This is a genomic window from Gilvimarinus gilvus (assembly GCF_030518155.1).
Classification (GTDB): Bacteria; Pseudomonadota; Gammaproteobacteria; order Pseudomonadales; family Cellvibrionaceae; genus Gilvimarinus; species Gilvimarinus gilvus.
The window spans coordinates 1-20,204 of sequence record NZ_JAULRU010000742.1; the positions used below are offsets into that span (position 1 = coordinate 1).

Below are 20,204 nucleotides of genomic sequence, written 5' to 3' on the forward strand. Positions count from 1 at the left end.
CTTCAGGCGCTCTTCGGCGTACATCTTCTTTAAACGCCGGTTCTCCTCCTCCAGCTCCTTGAGCCTGGCCATCATGGAAGCGTCCATTCCACCGTACTTGCTACGCCACTTGTAGAAGGTGGCAGAGCTCATGCCGTGCTCACGACACAGCTCTGGAACCGGGGTTCCGGCCTCGGCTTGTTTAAGGATGGCCATGATCTGGCTATCTGAATACTTCGATTTTTTCATGCAGAATCTCCTGCGCAAATGATACGAGAAAATTCTACTTTTGGCCCCTGCTAATTTCCGGGGGGATTACCCCCCTTCCCTATCCATATCCGTTGCCAAATAGACCTCATCGGCGCGCTGTACGGCCTTTCTGAGTTTAGCTAGGACATCCTTACCTCTCGTCGTGGGCACGTACTGTGGCCGGTATTCTGGGGCTTCTACGCCCATTTCCTTCTCGGGCAGGTCCCGAACATGACCAACACTGGCCTGGACTTCCCAGCCGGAACCAAGAATCTGACTGATCTTTTTGACTTTACCGGGTGACTCGACGATAACGAGATTCATTGGTGTTTCCTCGCAGAGGCAAATTGATTTTTGTACGGCAATCTGCCGTATGGTATAGTATGGCAAATCGTGGAGGTTTCTTATGGCAACAAAGACAGAACGAATAGAGGCCCGCTTCCCCGCCGAACTTAAGATTTTGGCGGAGCGAGCCGCATTGGCCAGCGGCTATAGCCTGACGGACTACCTTGCTAACTTGGTCCGCAACGACGCTATTGAACGCCTGAAGTCCCAAAGTGAAATCCAGCTGACGAACGAGCGGTTTGATCGTTTTGCTCAAGCATGTGAAGACGCTAAAGCGCCGAGCAATAAAATCATCGAAGCTGCTGAAAAGCTGGACAGAGAGGGATTTTAATTGCCTCTTGCCAAGGATTTTGTCCCGGCCAGTAAGGCATTGCACGACCTCAAGGGGTTCGACTGCGGCAAACCGGATATGAACACCTTCCTGTCCCGCTTCTCTGAAAAGCACAGCAAGTTGGGATTGAGCCGCACTTATGTGTTGCCTGAGGTGGCCGTTTCTGGAAAATCCCCCATAGCGGCCTATTTCACCCTGGCTACCAACAGTGTTGTTCGAGAGAAAATCCCGATTAAACAGAGTCTGCCGCAATACCCGATCCCCGTGGTGTTAATGGCTCGATTGGCTGTTGATGGCCGCTATAAAGGGCGCGGACTCGGCAGCAAAACGCTTGTTTACGCGCTACGCAAAGCCATGGCGCTGAGCAAAGCCGGGTTGCCAGCGTACGGATTAATCTTGGATGTCCTGGACGAAGACGCTTTAGGCTTCTATCAGCACTTTGGTCTCTTCGAGTCATTTACCGACGATCCTATGCGACTGTTTGTTCCTATGAAGACACTGGAGCAAATATAAAAAGGCCGACTTAGGGTAAATAACGTAACTCATTGATTTTACTTGCGGCCTTTAATTAAACATGCCAATTTTACTGAGGCTGAAACAGCACTGGTTGAACACGGATTGACCACCGGCTAAACTGTTAAGGCAATCAGGAGGATTTACCCATGCATGCCACAGATCGAAATTTCGCACGAAAAGCCGCGACTGCTGCTCGCTGGGCGGGTAAAGCGTTGTGGTTTGTATTTGGCTCCATCATCCGCCTCCTCTACGTTTCAATCATGACCCTTTCAGCTCTAGCCTCAGCAATGTCAGGTGGCGAAGTTCGACGTTCTCAAGATGTTACGGATGATTACCTGGGGCTTGATCCTTACGGCTCCACTGATATGAATCATGGTTCCTTGAAAAGAGAAAACGGTAAGTAGACTTCATATCCAACCTACTTACCGCCAATCTTCCCAGCAGATCCAACAACTCTATTAGCATCCTTTGGGGCTGATTCAGCAGCATTTCCAGCTTCACGTGCTCCAGGTCCAGTCAGAGCTCCATCAAACCCTCCAGCTTTAGCGCCCACCGCTCCCATCAGCGATGTAAATATTATTGGGAGTAAGATGTGGATCCATCGCGTAATAAAATTAAGCGCTGATACCGCCATATCCATTTTTCCACCGTTTGATGAAACAAGAATCCAGCGACTTAAATCACCACCGACTACGCCACTCCAGGCAGACAATAAGTAGTTATCAATCCAGGCAGCCACTGCGAATAAGAAGGCCCAGAAATACACTGAAAATTTAATCAGCATCAGTGTCACAACAGCCCCGACACTGTAACCACTTGCGATCAATAAAATTGGAATTAAGAAAGTAATGACCATTAGTAAAATGGCTCGCAACATCGGCGCGGCCGTTTGAGTCATAAGCGCTTTACTGCGATCGCCGAGAGAGGATGCATCGGCAACAACGGCTACGCCACGCTGGGCAGCGTCTGAGGCTACATCGCCCCATGATTCATCGCGAGGGTAGCGATTCGATTGCTGCATACGCACAGTATCGTGATCACTCATAAGGATGGTCTTAAGCAGCATGTCGTCATAGGTAGGTCGAGGGGTTACACCATTGTCAATCTGCGACTGAACGTATTCAGGCCAGAACTCGGCAAGATCTGAATGCTCGACTTTGAAATGCCTCACCAGACGATCACGAAGCCCGTTATAGGGGCTTTCCCACCACTCATCACAGAATGGGAAACCCTTACCGTCAGACAAGGTTGCATTAGTGGCTTTGGCTTCGTCTCTTGAGGCTTCATAGGGAAAACTGGATAAGCCTTCTTCCGCCCTAAAATGACGATAGTACGGCTGACCAGCAAGGAAAATCTGACTGCCAGCCCACTTCACATCGTCTGGCGTTGTCGTACTTATACCATTGGTTGCTAATCCTGGTTTCTCTCGTAGGTAACGATTGAAACTGGGACGCCAGCAATCTCGCATAAACATGCCGAACTCATCGACAAGGTCAGGATTTTCAATGCGGGATGTGGTTGCTGCCGTAGAGATTCTTCGAATATCGGTCTGGCAAGGAAGAGCGGACTTCGCACTCAATGACAGCGATGATGCTACATAATCCCATACGTACCACAGTACCGGTATTTTGATCGTATCGCCGCCTAAATCGAGTTCTTGCACCTGATCATAGGTGGTGCCAGTGTTACCGTAATCGTTCTGTTCCACATCTGGTGTTGATCCTCCGTCACCGGGTGAACAGGTGGTGTCCATGGCCCTCACATTGCTGACAGAAAGATTGATCATTGGGTTGACGCAAAGTAATAAAACAAAGAATGCCACATAGAGTTGCATCTCTGTTTTATTGAAAAACGATACACCGATATCGTCTTTGTCTCGGTTGTTTCTCACATCAATGATATTGCCACCGATGATAAAGGCGAATGGGATCAGGATGATCCCGGTGCCCATCATTAACGTGAACAAGCCATTATTGATATGCCAGCCCATGACGGTGGTGTAGAGCTCAAAAGCGTCATTGACGATCATGTCAAGTCCCCCAGTGAACCAATTATGTTAAACGGAAATAGCAGCTCATAGACAACGAGCACACGCAGTAGTGGCCATCGCCACCGCATTGCATAGTCAACGAATTGGTGATGATCTTCTCTTTCTGAAAATGACTTTGCGAGCCAACGGCATATTCTCGGCCAACTAATAATCAGCAGGGAATAGGCAAACCACCGAGAGGTTGTAAGCCACCAAAAAGATGCCTCAGCGAAGGTGCCCAATGATTGAGCGCGCTCCGGTGATTGGATCATCCAGAAACTGAGAGCGACGAGTATCCCCAAGATGGCTACAGTAGAAGCCGAATAAGCCAGACGTTTTTTCCAGCGACCAGTGAATGAAGACATTAATTTCTTACCCCTCCACTGAACGGCTGAATGTCAGGCGAGTTGGGAAGGCCTACAGCTGCGCCGGCATCGCCCGATTGCATGCGAATAGAACGTCGCTCCATAAGAACCTGAGCTGTTTTGGCAAAGACCTGCTGCTTAACATTTTTCTCATAAAGAATGCCGTCGATTTCAGCCTGAAGACGCGAGAGAACCTTATCGGCTTCTTTCTGGTATTCGGCATTGGCAGCGACATTTGGCTCCTGTCGGCCAGCTTTAATCAGATCCATAGCCACCAGTGCTTTTTCCACTGTTCTAGCTAGGGCTAATTCAGTGGCCAGGCGTGCCCCTAATATGGATCGCTCGGCTGTATTTTCCTCTTCGCGTAATGCCCGGATCAGATCCTCAGTAACCATAATGCCCATGCCAGGTGCACTGATCTCATCGAGCTCATCTTTGGTGGGCTGGCTGGACATGCCTACCAGTGTGCCTAGCTCGGGAGCAATCTCTTCACGTTCCTCTTTGATCTTCGTCCGGAGTCCTTGGCCTATTTGCGTTTTAAGCTTCGGAGAGCAGCTTTTGCAGACTTTGACTTCTTTCTCACCCACAACACTGGTCACCCAATCGACCGCATCATCACGGTGGGACCATAACTTTTCGATTCGTGGATCAGTCGAGCCTGGGTTTAAGTGGTTGTAACCCGCTCCGACTACATCACCGACGGTACGGATCGGTTCTTGCCAGCGTCCACCGAGCTGTATGCCGTCTGGCCCTTGGATCCCTTCATTGCCGGCCGTGCGCTCAACTTCTTTTTCGGCGGCGCCGGCATCCGGTTGTGACGACTGCTCATTCCAGCTGTCGCGAGTACCAATAGAGACCCAGCCGTCGACCGGGTTTTCGCCATTTGAGACATCGTTGACCATCGCCTCACAGGATTTAACACTCAGGTTGTATTCTTCCTTCGCGTCGACCAGGCCTTTCGTGATTAGATCGTAAATGCCTGGATTGGCTTCCTGAAGCTTGGATATCCCCCAGCTGGCCACCAGAGTCGGAATGCTGGAGATCACATCATCCACGTAGCCATACAAGCTGCGTTCAGCATCTCGCAGAGTGTTTTTGATGGACGCTTCTGGATCAAAGCCGGCGCACACATTGCCGGTACTCCACCTAAAACCGACACCGAGACTCAGGTGATAACGTTGGTCGTAAGCGAACAGATAAGGCTCACCACCTCCAATGTTGTAGTACAGAGCAGAATTATCGATCGGTCGAATCTCGACATTGGCGAGATCGATATCCGCCGCTACACCAGGTAGAGCGTAAACGCCTGTCGTCGTGAGAATCAGTGCGGACAGTAAATTATTGGTTTTCATCTGGCACTCCTGGAGCGTACTGCAATTTGACTATGCGCTCTGGTTTCGGACTTGGTAACTTTTGCGAGCTCAAGAGAAATAATCACATCATGCTCCCGCCACCTGAATTACCGAAATCGGCCCCATCGGTTTCCATCAGATCGTCAAAGTCTTCATCGTCAAATGAACTGGCTTCACCTTCGGTGAGATCAATACTGAAGATCAGAACTGCACCCTCACGTGAGCAGCAAGAGTACGGACGCCACAACAGCCAAGCGTACTGCTCATCAGTATCGTATTTGAAGTTTGACCAACCTGATTTGGTTCCGAATATTTCACCCTTGGTCTGGTACTTGGGCACCAGCATTTGCCACTTATGAGTGGACATATCATTTTCTACAATTTCTTCTGCTGGCCAGCACTTATCGCCACAGTCGGTCTCTGGATCCAGACGCACTCGCGTGCTGTCATCGGGGTTGGTGACAATGTAGCCCGCCCGCTGAGCCGACAGCGCGGCCGCTTTGGGATCCTCCGGGTGGATTGACCAACCGCATCGAGGGTAGACGTTGCCAAATTTAACTGTGGTGGTACCCATATCATGAGCACCGGTGTAGCTCTTGGGATTGAACATATCGGGGATGTTCATGTGCCAGCCGATGTAATCGGCCGTCCATATGTAATACGGCTTATAGGTGGTAATTCCTGACTTGCAGATCATTTCCTCGGAAGAATCGTGAAGCTCTTCATAGATGGCCACACCAGGGTTGCCCCATACCTCAGCTTTTTTGAATCGCAGGTGATCGACATGCTTGCCAGGCGTTGTGGCAAATCCCGCAGCAAACCCAAACATTTCATTGGAGGAATCAACCACCTCCTGCATTTCTTCGAAGGGCGTTTCTTCGTTGCTGTAGCTGGTCACCACAAAATCTGGAACGTAGTTCTTAAATCGAATGGAGTAGTCGAATTCGCAGTTCCACAAGTAGCAGGTCATCCAGACGCAGACACCAACGGGTTTCCAGTCGACACAGTCGATGCAATCCAATGAGGCTTGTAAAAGCATTTTCGTATCGATGGAGTCAGCGCGAGATGCACTCACCGACATCAGAATCAATGTTGCAATCAGGTACTTACGCACGATCGGCACCCTTACATTAGTCTCTTCTAAGCGTGTCTCGGTCATTGTTTCCCCCGGTAGATCAGAAGCGCTTTACGGACGTTTGTCGTGCCATAGACGACCTGCTTACCGTCCAGGACAATCGCCGGTACCTTTTTAATTCGATATCGCATAGCTTGGCCAAAGCCTCGATAGGATTCACGAGCGGCGACCAGGTGAGCTTTACCCTCGGTACTGGCGAGCCAGTCGCTGACTTTTTCACGCACCTCACGTTCAGTGCCAGTGATGGAGGGTTTCTGGCGCTTAATCAGCTTCGGCTTATCGAGGTTCCAGAGCGTAATGTCGGCGCCTGGTACACGGCTTTGAGGTTCGGAGTGCATAGTGCTACGGTAGAACACTTCGACAGAGACAATTTTTTGCGCAATCGCACTACAGCTGGTCAGAGTAAGAACAGCCATCATCGCGACTCTGCTGATCGTTACGCCCATTGAGGCACCTCATTACGCACCAGGTGTGCGGGTAAATTGGGAAGGACCTTTTCAAGGTTGTGGAACGGGATAACAACACCTACTTTATGAACACGAACAGAAAGTGTTCCATGTTTAGTGGCGTTGAGATGTCGACCGTGGAAATTCCCTTTTTCAACCGGGCATCGAGCATGTAACCCTAAGGATAAAAACTCGTGTTGTGCATCGAGCCAACGGTTGGGCATATACATCTTGAATACGGCAGGTGACTCTAAAAATAATCCGCCCTTATCGAGATGAACAGGGCTATCATGTGCGCCGATCACAACGGTGTCGTTGGCGACCGCACCTTGAAGCCAGCTGATGAATGTTTCGTCTATCGTTTGCCCCACAGCAAACCTCCTTATCTTGCTTCTACGCTCGGAATGTTCCATTTTTCTCGATAAGTGCCCGGCACCTCATGGGCATTGCCTGTCGCCTTTCGAAGCGGACCCTTTACGCCGTCTTCGACAAGATAAAAAATATCGCCTCGACAAATATTGCTCGGATGACACGGACGCATGCCAAGTTCGGTTTCTTTGAATGCAACGGTAATTGCCATTAATCTGCCCCAAAAATACGTAGCTTTATCGATGTTCTAATACGGATTGCCTTCTGGCTTCACGAAGCTTGTCAGCTAGCTTGAACGCTGCCTCAACCTCAGTGCAGCCAAACTCATCCATGACAAGCCGGCGCTCGCGCTTCTCTTCTTTTTCAGTGCCGGCGAGCAGCAGGCACGGCGCGGGCGGCACATTGCGAAATAGACCTTTCATGGTGTCGCCAAGCACGACACCTTCGGTGTACTTTTTCTGCACTTTTTTAGTGTTGAGTAACATGTCGCGCTCATCGGATGTGAAGGTTTTGAATTTCTCGATTTCCTTGAGCTCTTTGGCATTTACAAAGAGCACTAACCACCACTCAAACATGGATAGAATTTTTTCCGCTTCGTCGGGAAAATCCTCCATGTTCTGAGTGGCCATCCACAGCCAAACGCCGGCGCGCCGGCCCAAGAGTTTTGCCAGGGTTACCAGGTACTTCGCCAGAAGGCGTTCGGTCGTGATTACATGGGCCTCATCGGTCAGAGCGATGGTGTCGCGACCGTCGTCTTTGGAGCGTTTTGCCCTGGCGATGATTTGATTCATAATGGAGATGTAAGCGACGGAGAGCTTGTCTTTAGTGTCATTGCCACTAGCGAGGATGCCGAGATCAATACGGATATAATCAGCGTCAGGAAGCTCATCACCTTTACGGTTAAACAGCTCACCCGCGAACCCATCGGTGAAAAGCTTCATGGAGTCGACCATCTCCTCGATGCGACCGCGCTTTTCTTGACGATTCTCTTTGGTGGCATCCAAAGCCCGAATAACGTGCTCAGTCAATAAATACTCGCGGCCGGATTTCCGACACTCGACGGCCGCAGCCAATATGGCCTCCTTCAGGAGGGCACCATCTTGCCGGCTGAACTTACGCTCTTCGGATTCAATGCAGCCGGTGACCATGATCTGAGCGATGATGAGCAGTTCACCAAGAAGGTCACGCTCGACTTTTTCGGCAGGCTCCTCTTCAATGTCGTCGGCGTCTTCCTCCAAGTCCGCGTCTACCGCTATCACGTCTTCGGCCTTGATGATGGTGCCATTGGCATCCACCAATTCCAGCGCGGCCTGGAAAGGCGCCAGCGAGGGTGCAACACCCGGAGAAAGTGTGATGTCGACGGTGCTTAAACCTTGCTGTTTAAAAAGCTCTGCGAGTAGACCAAAACTATTACCCGCTTCCATGACCACAAACCGTGGCCGGTAGATGGCCATAATGATCATCTGCAGATAGACTAGGGAGGCGGACTTACCTGCACCGGTGGGCCCATACAAAAACAAGTGCGCGTTTCGGGCACGATCGTTCAAGTTAAGCGGATCCACCATAAAGGGTTCTCCACCGCGGTTTGAGAACAGCAGGCAAGGATTACCTGTACCTGTTTCACGGCCATAGAACGGCAGGATGTTTGCCAGGTGCTGGGCATACATAAAACGGTTGCGCCGCTTGATGTGATCCAAGCGGTGGTCATAACCCATCGGTATGAACCGCAGGTAAGAATCCAAGCGGTAGACATCGTCATCACCGGCAATGAGCTCCAAACTGTTATTACCCAACCAGCTGGTGACTTCATCCATTTGATGTTCCAGTTCGATATCGTCATCCGCGCGTAGCGCAATGGCGATCGACACCGGGAGAATGAGATTGCCTGACTGCAGCTGCTCGCGGCCGTGCTCGATCGCACGCCTTGCGGCGGCCGCTTCCTCGGTTTGCGCCTTTGAGCGCTTTTCCATGATATCCAGATGCTTTTTGATCGCGCTGCGTGTTGGCATTACGAACGTGATAATCACGATGGAAGAGCTGGGAAGTTGGTCCAGTACACAGATGGTGCTGTCACTGACTTGGCGCTCCGCGCTCAGCACACCAATTTCAGGACGATGCGATAATCGCTCTACTTGCAGGACGGTGTGTGGGAGTCCGTCGAAGTACCAATTACCGGTTTTCTTATCCGATCTGGCATCGGGCGATACCACATCATCGGCCAGCGAGTAATCGAACGGTGTGGCCAGTTCATCCTCGTTTACATCATCCGATGAGACATACTGGTTAGATTCCAATAATGCCTCAGTATCACCACCGGTTTGCTGAGGCGCCGGCCGGAACCAACGGAAGAGCCAGTTCCGAATCGTCTCCCCTTTGAGGCGAGTCGATTTGATACCGGCGACCTGCAGGTTCATCGATAATTTCTTGAGGGTGGTGTTCAGCTCCTGGAGCGGATTCATATTGCGGCGCAATTTGATGCCGCGGCTTAAACGCCGATAAACCACCATATACACCCGGCGATAGTTCCCGCCCCAAGGCAGCTCATTGCCACTTGAGGAATCAATGAACAGGCCTTCAGGCGCTCTCATGTCCTCAACGTGGGGCCGAAAGACGTTATCCACGAACCAATCGGTATAGGGGTGGACGTCACCCACTTGTTTCGCCTGGCGACTATGAGCGTAGTCGCGCACCCGATCTGGCAAGTGTTTGAATTCCGCTTTATCCGGGAACGCAAACACCTGGCAGATCCAAGGGCTGCGATCGGTACCGGGGAAGCTCTGTGTCAGGACACGCTGGATCGCATCGCGCTGGAAGATCATGTAATCCATGGAGCGCGCTTCGGTGCTGATCGGCTTAATCTCAATAACACCGGCAACGCTGTAACCATCCTCCAGCAGCACAGCATTGTCATCACCGACAATACCGAGCCACGGCAATAAGTCACTAATACTCGCTTTGTCGCGGTAGCCGCCCTCAAGGTCGGCATCGGTGGCCGTTTTCTTACCAAACGGCGAGCCATCCAGGAACAGTTGCTTAAAGATATCGTAGGCGCTGGCACTCATTGGGCACCTCCGCCAAGGTTGTGGTTGGCAGTGGGTGCCTCTCCGGGCATACCGTAAATATCCCGTGGCCACAGTTTGAAGGGTACGGTATAGCCAGGCACGGGCAGCCCGTCAGTCCCGACAGTGCGAGGACGCACGTACAGATACAGCGTCGGATTAGGAAGTGCCGGAAACAGGTTGTCAGTTTCATTCTGCACCTGACGGGTGTACGCGGTGTAGTCCGGGTCAGGTTCTACCAGATTGCGACCACCCACGACACGCCACAGTGATTGAACAGAGCCACCACCGACCTTCTGGTCATAGACTTCGCGCATATCCAGCCCATCGTCTTCCGGTTCTGGGATGGTCGAACAGGCTGACAGCACAGCCATAAACCCACTAATTAAAGCTGTTCGGAGAATCCAGGGATTCATAGCTCACCCTCCGAGCGTTTTTGTTGTGATTGATGTGCAGATCGCGAGCAACGTGAATGGCCACCTCTTGACCAGGCGCTACATAGATGGCGTCAAAGGTGTCCTGAGAACGCTCCTCAAAAATGTCGATGGTTTTATCCAGACCGGATGCGGCCAAACCCCACTCGCCGTATTCACCGCGATCACCGGTGACACTGGAGATGACGGTGCCGCCATCCACACCGGTGGTGCGCAATGAGTCAGCGCGATACTTGGAGTAGCCTTGGGCGGCGCCCAGTATGGTCATGAGGGACGCCTGCTTATAAGCGTCGGTGATGCGCTTGCCGGCGATGCAGGGTACGCCCTGACGGTCGGAGATATAGCCGATGTTCTTACTGCTCTGGCCTTCACCAAAGCTGGCGCCGAGAGCGTCGGCGCTTACCGTCTTATCGGGCGGCATGTGATTGATTGTGCCGTCGTCAAAAACATAAGTGGCCCCGGTCAGCTCGACCGATACACACGACAGCGACCAGTCACCGCGGGCAACGCCATCGAAAATCACACCATCGAGGCCGGGGATCCTATGGCCGTTTGCGGCCATATTGTCCGAGCCCACAATGAGCTTCACCGGGAACGGGTCTTGGACCTGCCCACCGATGGGCACACGGCCGATCAGGGCGGTCATGGACGTGGCGTCAAACAAGGTCGCTCTGGCCGGAATCGTGTACACGGGCTCTCCGGTGCTCATGGGATTACTGAACTGAGGAAGTGAACTGTCACTGTCAGTGGAGGACAATGATTGCGAGGGCCTTGGGGCTTCGGAACCCGTGCTTAACGGTTTTAAGCGACGGTAGGAAGGTCGACCTTCTACCGAGGTGGTTTGCTCGTAAGTATGCGAGGTATTGCCGAAGGCAAAACTTTCACCATTGATCTTGTAATCGACCGGATCCTCAGAACCACTCGCGGAACCTGGAGTATTGAACCCAAAGTCCTTAAGCACGGCACCTTGGTTGTCCATGGAAAAGTTGCCGACTTTCAGGCTGTTGACCTTCTGCTCCAGCTGGGACAACTGATCGGCAAGGGCTGAATTGATCTCTTCACCCTTATCCGTAGACATATCTGTAACCGTCTTCTTGAGCGTCGCAATTTGATCATCACGCTGCTTAAGCTCTCGGCGAAGATCCCCGTATTGGGCTTGTACTGTACGCAACGTCTCTTCGGTCGTATCGCCTGAGGCGGTATCGGTAATGGTTGGCGTCGCCGGCGCATCCGGTGCCCTGGATCCCGCCGGCACCGATGGAGAGCTTGTTTGGGTGTTGATCGCGACCACGATAACAACCACCAGCAGGATAGCCGCGATCATCCAGGGCATGCGGTTGGTGCGAACTTTATTGGCCATAAGACAGACCTCCTACTGCCTGAGGCAGCGGGTTATCGCTGATCAGGTAGACCGTGGTGCGATCCTCCAAGGTGCCCTTAGGGCCAAGCCAGGTGTGCTGGAAGGCGATGGAGTCAAAGTCGCCGCGCACCAGGCGAGGATCCAGGGAAATCTTTAACGGGGATCGATTAATCACCTCCACGGCGGTCAGGTAATGGCCCCATCCACGCCAGGCAGCGACCGGGCGATAGTAAAAGGATTCGCCGTTGCGGCTACGGATAAGATCGGCCACTTGCGGCGCAGGCACCGGAACCTGTTCGATCGCACGGTTCTGAGGTGCCAGTCGCACTGGACCGTACAGAGATTGGGCTGCGTAGCGTGTGAGCTCGATCTGAAACGGATTGTCCAGCGCGGCCGGCTCGCTGCCGGTTTGTTTGGTCTTGGCCACCAGGGAAGGATTCTCAATCACGTAGTCTGCCGTCGGCGCGTCTTCTACGGCTTCCATATCGATGAGATACACACGCTCCTGATTCTCGCTCTGCACAATCAGACGTCCAGGAGTCGCTGTCTCCAGCGCTTTAAAGTAGGCAACCGATGGATTGGCCTGAGTCGCCTCCAGGTTTTTGAGAAGGTCAGAGGGTATATCGATGCTCACAGGCTCTGGAAATACGACACGGATCTCTTCACCAACCGGGAGCGTGATCGTCACCGGCTGACCGGAATACACCAAGCGAGTGTCAGACCAAGTAACCACCGACAAGCACAGAAGTGCGAAGGTCAACAAGATACGGCTCACAACTCACCTCCCACACCAATGCGCGCCGGGTCGTTGAAGAACCCGCCTATTGCTACGCCAAACTCGTTACACGAGCGTGAGTCGCGGTAGGCGTACAAGGGATAACGCATCACGACATTTTTCACTTCCTCGCCGACAACACGCTCGACCAAGGCAAGATCCAGCCAGACGTACCAGGTGCCGTTACCCAAGGGTTTAACGTGTTCCTTGGTATAAAACGTTGCAGGAGAAATACTGCGAGTGCGCGATAGCTCACCATTGGTGCGACGTTTTTTTACATCGTCTTTTAACCACTTGTACATGTCGGCCGATACGTAACATTTCATTTCATCGACGTTGCTGTCGTAGTCGGCCAGGCCACTCTCAAGCCACTCGTTAATCTGCTTCCAGATATAAAGGGTGTACATGTAAACGTTGGCTTGCTCGGGCATGTTAGGGCGCAACACCGCGCCCTCTGACAGGTCTGGCGGAACGTGCATACGAAAGTCCTGCTGAACATTGGCAAGACGGTAATGCGCGTGCGTTAACAGCAGCCCGAGAAACACTAACCCAATGGCCAGATACCAATTTAGTCGCTCACGCGCGGTCAGCGCGTTTCTGATACGGCTCATAAGCTTCGCCCCCGCTGAAACCTTTCGGTTTTGTTGAATATTCGATCCCCAATACCCCACTCACTGAGCATCAGCTGAAGGACCTCTTTGTAATAGTTATCGCCACGCTCTTCTTTATTGGTCATTAACTTACGAAGCACAAAAACCGATAACGCTATGGTGCCTCCCATAAGAATCACCGCTCCCGCAAGAATGGCTAAGCTGGATGACACACCGAAAAGCACGATAAAGACGATCACTGCCGTGAGCAGTGAAACCGCGCCACAGGCCACAGCGACTACGGAAATCTCACTACCGGTGCAGCCCATGAACACCACGGGTTCATCGGTGAGATCATCAGCTAACTGAATTTCTGAGTGCTCCACGGTATCCCCTTAGCTGAAGAACTGATTGGTAATCCAGATGGCAATAGCCAACGCCACAAGAAAGAACATGACACCTCCCGCAATCGATTTGCCGGCCGATACCCATTTAGTGTCGCCGTCTTTGGCATCGCGAATGTCTTTAAGGGCTTCGAGGAGAACTTTCACACCCAGATAAGCAACCGCAATCCAGATCACAACGGCGGCCACGTATTTAAAAATATTGAGCAGCACATCGAGGGGGTTACCACTATCAGTATCAACGCCATCCATTTCCAAGCCAGGCAAAGAAGGAGCATCAGCAAATGACAAGGACGGCAATAGCAACGTAAACGCGACCATGATTCCTAATCGCATCCAGTGTTTGAATGATTGATAATTCAGAAATGTGTTTTGCATGTTGGTACCCTCATGAAATTGCTGGCGTTATGAGCCAGATAAAAAAGAAAAACAGCACAAACAATCGGATGAGAAGGTTCAGAACATCGCCTTCTTCCATCTCGCCTTTTTGACGACGTTGCCAGCCCGCCACCAAAGCCATCCAAATCAGAAGCGCCAACAAGCCACCAAAAATGATGGCAAACGTCATGTAGGCGTACAGTGGCTCTAAGCCCGAGATGGCTTGAAATTTATCCAGCATGGCGCCTACTCAAAAAACACACCGATGATCTGATCTTGCTCGATAGCCGCCTCGGAACCTTCCCGCGGCAGATAATCACTGTCGAGATTCTTCACCTTGCGTGGTGAACGAGAAGGTGCCCGTAGGTGGCGCTCCAATGCATCGCGAATTTCGGCAAGATCCGTATTCAGCGCCTGATAATTCAGAGGGAACCGAGTGTCGATCGCACTGACCGAGTTGGCTTTGGAAACAAGACCTTGAGCGTCCTTCAGATACACCAGCACTTTCTCCAAGGCTAAGCGTTCTTGATCGGTCACATGATCGACACCCGCGCTCGTTGCGCCGGATATCAATAGCAACAGCGTCAGTACGAGGTATTTCATTGTGTTAGGGCTCCCTGATGAACAAAGAAAGGGTAATGTTGAACGCCCCAGAGCTCGGTAAAGCTGGAGCCCGGTGCGGCGATAAGAGTCAGTGGCTTGAGGATGGAACGCAGCTGCTGCAGTTGTGCAGCGGATTCCACATTAACGACAAAACCCTTGGCGGAGGCTTCCACCAGTTTTTGTTTATGGGCGCTGACCCATTGAACCGAGTAGTTGTCGTACCCCATCACAAAGAACGAGGGATGCAGTTTGGCCGTTTCATGAGGTAGTGGCAGATCACCACCACGAATCCTGCCCGGACTCATACTGGGCGTATGAACCGGAAAATGATCATTCAGGTATGCATCTCGGCGTGGAGGTGTCAATTTGATTTCAGGTGTTTTCAGAAATGGATCACCACCGAAATCCGCAATGGTTTCGGGGGATTGACCTAAGGCCTCCTGACAGAGCAGCGCAATCAGTAGAGTGGCGATACGTTTCATTCGACACCTCCTGCGATGAGAGGCTGCCATTTGGAGAGAACCTGAGCACGATACGACGCTGCCAGTCGAGGATTACTGGGTGCATGGTAGCGACCGGCGGCGGTCACCCAGTCGCCCGAGCGTTCGTATTCAGAACGCAGTAAGGCTGCCGCATACTGAATGTTGGCGTAGGGGTTTATGATGAGGTATGGATCATTGATCACATGGGCATGGGCACACCAGTGGATCTGACACAACCCGATATCCACGTTGCAACGATTGTGGGACAGAAACTCGGACAGTGCTTTGGCCGCCTGCTGAGCGTCCGCGAAGTAGGCGCCACGGCCACCGAGGTTGAGTGTCCACGGCCAAGGATGGTACGCGCCTGACTGACTGTAGCCACTCTCCTGAAGACAGATGGCATACAAGAGTTCCGCTGGGACATTAGCGTGCTTCGCCGCAACCAAGTACGGATCTGGGACAGTCTTCTCTGCCGCCAAGGCCTGCCAGCTGAGCATGATCGAGATAATCAGGATGATCGATTTCAAAACTCGACCTCCATGAGCTCACCGTCCATGCGAGGGTCGCGAACATAAATCTGAGGCAGATCGCCGCTGCTGGGCGACATGGCTTGAAAGAGGCCACGGTCAATATTGAGTGTGATCTTACCGGCATCATTCACGAGCTCTGGCGGAATCGCATGGGTGGCTGCCCATTGAATGATGTCGTCACGCTCAATCTTGCCGATAAAGTAAATATCGAGACTGGCTTTATTTTGAATGACCGATTCCAGCGTCTTCTGGCATACCTGGATACAGTTTTCATCGGTAAACATCACGAGCTTTGAATTGGCCGTAATGTTCGAAATCGACGCTGATTCAACATCAATCATCGCGATCTGTTGACCGAAATACTCTTCTTTGGCGGACTTATATGCGAGGTGCCAGGCGCGCTCATTCATCAATCGCTGCCAGTCCTGCCTGGCGGCGATTTTGGCGTATCGAGTCCGCTCTACCTCAGATTGAGCATTCAGGCCGAGGGCTGACACCGGGCTGATATTAGGTGTCCAGATGCCGCGTGGCCCCTGCATGATGTCCTGGTAGGTTGCCCACTCGGATTCCGTCAACCCCCAGCGCAGCCAGGGCTTTACAGCCTGAGTGCGGCCGGTGAGGCTGTCGGTACGCTGGGTATCGTTGATCTCGGTCTGTGCTGCCTGACAGAGGCAGGCAGTTCCCAAAAGCACCAATATCGCGAAAACACGGGTGATCATATGGACACCGTTAACCGCGTGATTTGGTCTTTGTAGGTGAACTGGACTCGACGGCCGGTGAGATCGACACCGGTCAGTTTCCAATCCATCCATCGGCCATTGAGCCCCATATCCCGGCGATGGCCGTCGTGTGAGACTGACACCTGCACTAAGGTACCCATTTGCTTGATGGCCACAACCGAGAACGGTAGCTCTGGGTTTTTGATCGGAGTCGACGCCTTGTGCTCTTCTTTAAAATCGAGAAAGGAGCGGCGAAGATGGTTGATATCCGAAGCGTTGTCGTTATCAGCTTCACGCATGTCGGACAGCTGCGCCTTAATCTCCATCAGGGTGCCTTGCATCAGTTCGACAGAGCTTTTAACCGATGCAATCTCACCCTCCAGCTTCTGCTGTACCGCGCTGTTGGTTTCCAGCACAACGGATTCGGAATACAGGTCTTCTGAGGATTCCACCTGCAGCAGCGAAGAGGTAATTTCAGGGTCGACGTTGTCGGCTGTTTTACGTTGAATGTCGATGGGTGGTTCGGGTAGTGATATTTTTTCTACAGGCGGTGTTGTCTGATCCTCGACGACTTCTTGTTTGGCTTCTGGAAGGAAAACCACAAGGCCTACAAATGCAACTAACACCAATATCAACAGTGATGCCAAGGCGAGTTTGAACCACGATGGCATTGAAGAGCGGTTATCAGCGATAGGCTCTCGGGGTTCATCCGAATGCTCTATGTTTGGCAAACTTGAGTCAGTAGTCGATTGCATACGATCCCCTAAATAAACTTCTTGAACGTTGACGCGGTGTAATACACGAACGTGAAGAAAAGCAGCTGTGGCACGATAAAAAAGAGCGCCGGATTGATTGAGAAAGGAAGCGTCAGGTACAAGCCAGAGCTCAAACCGATGGCCGGTTTTATCCAGCCTTTTACTCGGTGATACACAAAGGATGATTCCACACCACCACAGGCTTTTCGGATGTCGCGAGCGACCAAGCCGTCCACAAGCCCGAGGAGCCCCCAGAGGATGAAGGCCGGTAGTGCGAGCAACACCACTGCCAGACGAATGACCAGCGTGTAGGTGATATCAATGGCACTGCTGATCCCTATGGCGAGCCATCCCATGTACTGAGAGAGAAGATTCAGCACTTTGGGCAAACCAATAAAACTGTACGCTTCGTTCACCCACGTAATGGCCTTGTCAGCCAATTGCGCTGGGTGAAGTTTTAGAAGTGCGTTCTGATCGATGTGTGAGAGATAGCCGATCTCTTCGGTGAGCATGTGTCTCGCGTGGGTCTTATCCCACCAACCGGCCAGCATGCCAATCCACTCGATGACGCTGGAGATAAACACCGCGAACAGAAACCAAGAGACTAGAGAGGCAACCTGTGAGATGGTACTACCGAGCATGGTTTCACGTCCGGTATCTTGTCTGTCTATGCGCTGAGTGCGTGTCATGCGACCTCCGCCCACCGTGCTGGCATTTTGTGCCAGCCTTCGGAATTCTTCGCGGCGTACTGCTTTCGCATCTCATTGGTGACAAAAGAGAGATCCGAGGGCAACGATTTTTCATCGTTGAGCATGGGAAGACGAATCTTGTAAAGACGGCTTCCCACCAAGGCAAAGGCTTGCCCTTTCGGCAAGCGTGTCACATCACCAGGATGCAGCAGTGGTACTCGTTGAGTGCCAATGTGCTGCTGCGTGGATGAAACAAAGTCCACCTCTTCAGAGGCTGGACTGTCGGTCGCGCCACTACGGAGGCCAAGTGTATGCACATCAACATCAGGTAATTGCTCGGTCAGCAGTTCAGCCGTGGCGAGCTCTTTCACGCGCAGCATAATGATAGAGCCCAAGTTACCAATTACCTGAGCGGCTTTAGCGGTATCACCAAATCTAACGATAATATCGCTCATGGTTTGGGTATAAGCGGTCAACTGGAACCCGGCACCGCCGGCCTTGTTGGCCATCGGAACAAACTCTTTACCCACCAGCTCGTTGAATTCATCCAGGTGAAGGCAAACCTTGCGCTTCTTGCCATTGCGGCCATCGACTTTCAGCAGGCCTTGATCCGATCCAAATTTGTAAATAGAGCCCGCAGTGGAGGTCAGATCGGCAAACATGGAGCTGCCCACCGCACTTGCGACTTCCGCGTCGCTTAGCGCATCGAGGCCGATATACACAATGCCGCCTTGGCGAATGATCGACTTCCAGTCGATGATTGGTCGCTTGTCTTCCAAGTCGAGATAGTCGGGCGAAAGCAGCTGTCCCGTTTTACCCGCACAGAGTTTTTCCAATAGCGGGAAAAGAGACGCGACCAACTTGTCGTAGAAAGATTTCTCGTACTCAAATGTTTTGATCAGGGCGTGGGCGACTTCATCGTACAGGCCGTATTCTTTGTAGACTACAACAGCGGCCCATGCCTTACGGTCTCGCGCTGACATGCTGCGATCAGGTTTACGATCTGACTCTTCGACCTTCTCAATGTCCTTTTTCCATTTTGGGAATTCGGCTTCATTTTTCTTAAAGACGGCTTGCAGGTATTCATACAGAAGCGGGTCAATGTCTGCGCCGTATTGCAAATAGAACTCATAGGAGAGGCGTTTACCAAGTTCGGTACCGGCGCGGCTGATCACATTCACATAGCGCCATGCAAATTCTCGGAAAGCTGCGCTATTGCCTTCACCCGGTAACTGGCTAGCAATTCGACTGGCCGGTTCTGTGATACGCCCAAAGGAGCCTACCGGGTTATAGCGACAAGAAACGTCCGGGTAGCCAAGGTGGAACATATAAAACTGGTGTTCACGTCCGGCTTTGACCGATTCAGCCCACATGCGAATTAGCAATTCGGCATCGCCTTTCGGGTCAAAGACAATCACGACATCGTCGTTGTGTATGTCCTGAGTGACCAGCACTTCGCACAGTCTTGTCTTACCTACACGAGTGGTGCCCACTACAAACTTATGTGCAACGCGCTCACTTTGAGGCTCGGTGATATCGTATTCACCTTCCCACAGACCCACACCGTGAGTGGTGGTATCACCACCTAAATCCAAATTGACGGGCGACCAAGGATTAACCCAGTGGGTGCTGCCCAGCAAATTGCCAAGACCCGTAGTTAATGGCGAACGCTTAAAGGCGGATTCGATTTGCCGTGCGCGTTTGTATCCCGGTGATGAATAGCGTTTAACGATGTGTCGATTTTCGGGTTGCTTACAGTCGTGGTGGCGCTGGGTATGAATGGCTTCCCACTCAAAACCTTTTCCCAGAAATAAATCTTTTTTGCTGCACGGAATCTCAGTGCTGCTGATCTCCCACCACGGCAATACCGTCAAGCCATGCTGATACTTCATAAGCTGAACGGCGGAAGCGGTTCGAGTAAAAAATCGATACCCACAGAAAGCGGCCAGCGAATAAGCCACAGGCGGCACGGTTAATAACATGCCGGGGCTCATCACCGCGAGACCTGCACCACAGGCATAGGCGAGACTCGAAGAGAGCTCTACCGGTGATCGCATCAGCGATTCTATGGGGTGTTGGTTACTCATACGGCTGAGAATACTGACCGTGACGGATTTCGCATCAATCAAACTGCACAAGGGCTGTACAAATTGATTGCTGAAATAAGGAAAGGAAAACGCTAAAAAGCGGGCTATGCCCGAATGGTTAATGGCGTCTATCAGAAAAGGCGCCCCGGTCATCCACTAAAGTCCGTGGATGACCGGGGCGGTCAAAGGGGCATAAGGGGGCAATGGATCAATAAGGGAAAAT

The 20,204-nt window shown here is 52.0% G+C and carries 26 protein-coding genes; 3 read left to right on the plus strand and 23 right to left on the minus strand.

Annotated features, from left to right (window positions below; translation table 11 throughout):
• Together QWI17_RS19195 and QWI17_RS19200 are read right to left on the minus strand one after the other, a co-directional pair.
• On the minus strand, window positions 1–228 hold a 228-nt coding region (locus QWI17_RS19195; RefSeq protein ID WP_302723800.1), incomplete at its 3' end, for a transposase.
• A gap of 66 nt (window positions 229–294) precedes the next feature.
• Entirely contained in the window at window positions 295–552 is a 258-nt protein-coding gene (locus QWI17_RS19200) for a toprim domain-containing protein (protein WP_302724146.1), read from the minus strand.
• A gap of 82 nt (window positions 553–634) precedes the next feature.
• On the opposite strand from QWI17_RS19200, the gene QWI17_RS19205 reads away from it, so the two are divergent.
• The 3 genes from QWI17_RS19205 (at window position 635) to QWI17_RS19215 (ending at window position 1,824) form a co-directional block, all read left to right on the plus strand.
• Window positions 635–904, plus strand: a complete 270-nt coding sequence (locus QWI17_RS19205) for a type II toxin-antitoxin system TacA family antitoxin (RefSeq protein WP_302724147.1) — start codon at window positions 635–637, stop codon at window positions 902–904.
• Window positions 905–1,417 carry a GNAT family N-acetyltransferase gene (locus tag QWI17_RS19210; RefSeq protein ID WP_302724148.1) on the plus strand — a complete coding sequence of 171 codons (513 nt, stop codon included), beginning with the start codon at window positions 905–907 and terminating at the stop codon, window positions 1,415–1,417. It abuts the gene before it with no gap.
• A 149-nt stretch (window positions 1,418–1,566) separates the two neighbouring features.
• Window positions 1,567–1,824, plus strand: a complete 258-nt coding sequence (locus tag QWI17_RS19215) for a hypothetical protein (RefSeq protein ID WP_302724149.1) — start codon at window positions 1,567–1,569, stop codon at window positions 1,822–1,824.
• 14 nt (window positions 1,825–1,838) lie between these two features.
• On the opposite strand, the gene QWI17_RS19220 is transcribed toward QWI17_RS19215, so the two are convergent.
• From QWI17_RS19220 to traD, 21 genes are all read right to left on the minus strand, one after another.
• The gene (locus QWI17_RS19220; protein WP_302724150.1) at window positions 1,839–3,449 is read right to left on the minus strand and encodes a conjugal transfer protein TraG N-terminal domain-containing protein; all 1,611 of its coding nucleotides are present in this window, start codon (window positions 3,447–3,449) and stop codon (window positions 1,839–1,841) included.
• Window positions 3,450–3,813: 364 nt separating this feature from the next.
• Window positions 3,814–5,166, minus strand: coding sequence for an integrating conjugative element protein (locus QWI17_RS19225; RefSeq protein ID WP_302724151.1), 1,353 nt, complete (start codon window positions 5,164–5,166; stop codon window positions 3,814–3,816).
• Window positions 5,167–5,248: 82 nt separating this feature from the next.
• On the minus strand, window positions 5,249–6,325 hold the full coding sequence (locus tag QWI17_RS19230) for a TIGR03756 family integrating conjugative element protein (RefSeq protein ID WP_302724152.1): 1,077 nt from the start codon (window positions 6,323–6,325) through the stop codon (window positions 5,249–5,251).
• On the minus strand, window positions 6,322–6,747 hold the full coding sequence (locus tag QWI17_RS19235; protein WP_302724153.1) for a DUF1525 domain-containing protein: 426 nt from the start codon (window positions 6,745–6,747) through the stop codon (window positions 6,322–6,324). The genes QWI17_RS19230 and QWI17_RS19235 overlap by 4 nt, the downstream gene beginning before the upstream one ends.
• Window positions 6,738–7,118: a conjugal transfer nickase/helicase domain-containing protein gene (locus tag QWI17_RS19240; RefSeq protein ID WP_302724154.1), complete on the minus strand. Its 381-nt coding sequence runs from the start codon at window positions 7,116–7,118 to the stop codon at window positions 6,738–6,740. Before QWI17_RS19240 ends, QWI17_RS19235 begins: the two co-directional genes overlap by 10 nt.
• Window positions 7,119–7,129: 11 nt before the next feature.
• A complete protein-coding gene (locus QWI17_RS19245; RefSeq protein ID WP_302724155.1) occupies window positions 7,130–7,327 on the minus strand; it encodes a hypothetical protein in 198 nt (65 codons plus the stop codon).
• Window positions 7,328–7,352: 25 nt separating this feature from the next.
• On the minus strand, window positions 7,353–10,178 hold the full coding sequence (locus QWI17_RS19250) for a conjugative transfer ATPase (RefSeq protein WP_302724156.1): 2,826 nt from the start codon (window positions 10,176–10,178) through the stop codon (window positions 7,353–7,355).
• The gene (locus tag QWI17_RS19255) at window positions 10,175–10,549 is read right to left on the minus strand and encodes a hypothetical protein (protein ID WP_302724157.1); all 375 of its coding nucleotides are present in this window, start codon (window positions 10,547–10,549) and stop codon (window positions 10,175–10,177) included. The genes QWI17_RS19250 and QWI17_RS19255 overlap by 4 nt, the downstream gene beginning before the upstream one ends.
• Window positions 10,550–10,556: 7 nt before the next feature.
• A complete protein-coding gene (locus QWI17_RS19260) occupies window positions 10,557–11,969 on the minus strand; it encodes a TIGR03752 family integrating conjugative element protein (RefSeq protein WP_302724158.1) in 1,413 nt (470 codons plus the stop codon).
• Window positions 11,959–12,744, minus strand: a complete 786-nt coding sequence (locus QWI17_RS19265; protein ID WP_302724159.1) for a TIGR03749 family integrating conjugative element protein — start codon at window positions 12,742–12,744, stop codon at window positions 11,959–11,961. The genes QWI17_RS19260 and QWI17_RS19265 overlap by 11 nt, the downstream gene beginning before the upstream one ends.
• Entirely contained in the window at window positions 12,741–13,355 is a 615-nt protein-coding gene (locus tag QWI17_RS19270; RefSeq protein WP_302724160.1) for a DUF2895 family protein, read from the minus strand. Before QWI17_RS19270 ends, QWI17_RS19265 begins: the two co-directional genes overlap by 4 nt.
• Window positions 13,352–13,720 carry a DUF3487 family protein gene (locus QWI17_RS19275; protein WP_302724161.1) on the minus strand — a complete coding sequence of 123 codons (369 nt, stop codon included), beginning with the start codon at window positions 13,718–13,720 and terminating at the stop codon, window positions 13,352–13,354. Before QWI17_RS19275 ends, QWI17_RS19270 begins: the two co-directional genes overlap by 4 nt.
• Window positions 13,721–13,729: 9 nt before the next feature.
• A complete protein-coding gene (locus tag QWI17_RS19280) occupies window positions 13,730–14,116 on the minus strand; it encodes a hypothetical protein (protein WP_302724162.1) in 387 nt (128 codons plus the stop codon).
• A 10-nt stretch (window positions 14,117–14,126) separates the two neighbouring features.
• Window positions 14,127–14,357, minus strand: a complete 231-nt coding sequence (locus tag QWI17_RS19285) for a hypothetical protein (RefSeq protein WP_302724163.1) — start codon at window positions 14,355–14,357, stop codon at window positions 14,127–14,129.
• Between the two features lie 5 nt (window positions 14,358–14,362).
• On the minus strand, window positions 14,363–14,719 hold the full coding sequence (locus QWI17_RS19290; protein WP_302724164.1) for an RAQPRD family integrative conjugative element protein: 357 nt from the start codon (window positions 14,717–14,719) through the stop codon (window positions 14,363–14,365).
• Window positions 14,716–15,201 (minus strand): PFL_4695 family integrating conjugative element protein, encoded by a 486-nt coding sequence (locus tag QWI17_RS19295; protein WP_302724165.1) that lies wholly within the window; start codon window positions 15,199–15,201, stop codon window positions 14,716–14,718. The genes QWI17_RS19290 and QWI17_RS19295 overlap by 4 nt, the downstream gene beginning before the upstream one ends.
• Window positions 15,198–15,728: a transglycosylase SLT domain-containing protein gene (locus tag QWI17_RS19300; protein ID WP_302724166.1), complete on the minus strand. Its 531-nt coding sequence runs from the start codon at window positions 15,726–15,728 to the stop codon at window positions 15,198–15,200. Before QWI17_RS19300 ends, QWI17_RS19295 begins: the two co-directional genes overlap by 4 nt.
• On the minus strand, window positions 15,725–16,450 hold the full coding sequence (locus QWI17_RS19305; protein WP_302724167.1) for a TIGR03759 family integrating conjugative element protein: 726 nt from the start codon (window positions 16,448–16,450) through the stop codon (window positions 15,725–15,727). Before QWI17_RS19305 ends, QWI17_RS19300 begins: the two co-directional genes overlap by 4 nt.
• On the minus strand, window positions 16,447–17,205 hold the full coding sequence (locus QWI17_RS19310; RefSeq protein WP_302724168.1) for a hypothetical protein: 759 nt from the start codon (window positions 17,203–17,205) through the stop codon (window positions 16,447–16,449). The genes QWI17_RS19305 and QWI17_RS19310 overlap by 4 nt, the downstream gene beginning before the upstream one ends.
• A gap of 8 nt (window positions 17,206–17,213) precedes the next feature.
• Window positions 17,214–17,894: an IncC plasmid conjugative DNA transfer DtrJ family protein gene (locus QWI17_RS19315; RefSeq protein ID WP_302724169.1), complete on the minus strand. Its 681-nt coding sequence runs from the start codon at window positions 17,892–17,894 to the stop codon at window positions 17,214–17,216.
• Window positions 17,891–20,134 carry a type IV conjugative transfer system coupling protein TraD gene (gene traD / locus QWI17_RS19320; RefSeq protein WP_302724170.1) on the minus strand — a complete coding sequence of 748 codons (2,244 nt, stop codon included), beginning with the start codon at window positions 20,132–20,134 and terminating at the stop codon, window positions 17,891–17,893. The genes QWI17_RS19315 and traD overlap by 4 nt, the downstream gene beginning before the upstream one ends.
• Window positions 20,135–20,204: the final 70 nt, after the last annotated feature.

Bases quoted from the DNA above. Each gene is read 5' to 3' on its own strand.
- QWI17_RS19200 (WP_302724146.1), bottom strand. From the start codon at position 552: ATGAATCTCGTTATCGTCGAGTCACCCGGTAAAGTCAAAAAGATCAGT.
- QWI17_RS19205 (WP_302724147.1), top strand. From the start codon at position 635: ATGGCAACAAAGACAGAACGAATAGAGGCCCGCTTCCCCGCCGAACTT.
- QWI17_RS19215 (WP_302724149.1), top strand. From the start codon at position 1,567: ATGCATGCCACAGATCGAAATTTCGCACGAAAAGCCGCGACTGCTGCT.
- QWI17_RS19220 (WP_302724150.1), bottom strand. From the start codon at position 3,449: ATGATCGTCAATGACGCTTTTGAGCTCTACACCACCGTCATGGGCTGG.
- QWI17_RS19225 (WP_302724151.1), bottom strand. From the start codon at position 5,166: ATGAAAACCAATAATTTACTGTCCGCACTGATTCTCACGACGACAGGC.
- QWI17_RS19230 (WP_302724152.1), bottom strand. From the start codon at position 6,325: ATGACCGAGACACGCTTAGAAGAGACTAATGTAAGGGTGCCGATCGTG.
- QWI17_RS19235 (WP_302724153.1), bottom strand. From the start codon at position 6,747: ATGGGCGTAACGATCAGCAGAGTCGCGATGATGGCTGTTCTTACTCTG.
- QWI17_RS19245 (WP_302724155.1), bottom strand. From the start codon at position 7,327: ATGGCAATTACCGTTGCATTCAAAGAAACCGAACTTGGCATGCGTCCG.
- QWI17_RS19250 (WP_302724156.1), bottom strand. From the start codon at position 10,178: ATGAGTGCCAGCGCCTACGATATCTTTAAGCAACTGTTCCTGGATGGC.
- QWI17_RS19255 (WP_302724157.1), bottom strand. From the start codon at position 10,549: ATGGCTGTGCTGTCAGCCTGTTCGACCATCCCAGAACCGGAAGACGAT.
- QWI17_RS19260 (WP_302724158.1), bottom strand. From the start codon at position 11,969: ATGGCCAATAAAGTTCGCACCAACCGCATGCCCTGGATGATCGCGGCT.
- QWI17_RS19270 (WP_302724160.1), bottom strand. From the start codon at position 13,355: ATGAGCCGTATCAGAAACGCGCTGACCGCGCGTGAGCGACTAAATTGG.
- QWI17_RS19280 (WP_302724162.1), bottom strand. From the start codon at position 14,116: ATGCAAAACACATTTCTGAATTATCAATCATTCAAACACTGGATGCGA.
- QWI17_RS19285 (WP_302724163.1), bottom strand. From the start codon at position 14,357: ATGCTGGATAAATTTCAAGCCATCTCGGGCTTAGAGCCACTGTACGCC.
- QWI17_RS19290 (WP_302724164.1), bottom strand. From the start codon at position 14,719: ATGAAATACCTCGTACTGACGCTGTTGCTATTGATATCCGGCGCAACG.
- QWI17_RS19295 (WP_302724165.1), bottom strand. From the start codon at position 15,201: ATGAAACGTATCGCCACTCTACTGATTGCGCTGCTCTGTCAGGAGGCC.
- QWI17_RS19305 (WP_302724167.1), bottom strand. From the start codon at position 16,450: ATGATCACCCGTGTTTTCGCGATATTGGTGCTTTTGGGAACTGCCTGC.
- QWI17_RS19310 (WP_302724168.1), bottom strand. From the start codon at position 17,205: ATGCAATCGACTACTGACTCAAGTTTGCCAAACATAGAGCATTCGGAT.
- QWI17_RS19315 (WP_302724169.1), bottom strand. From the start codon at position 17,894: ATGACACGCACTCAGCGCATAGACAGACAAGATACCGGACGTGAAACC.
- traD (WP_302724170.1), bottom strand. From the start codon at position 20,134: ATGACCGGGGCGCCTTTTCTGATAGACGCCATTAACCATTCGGGCATA.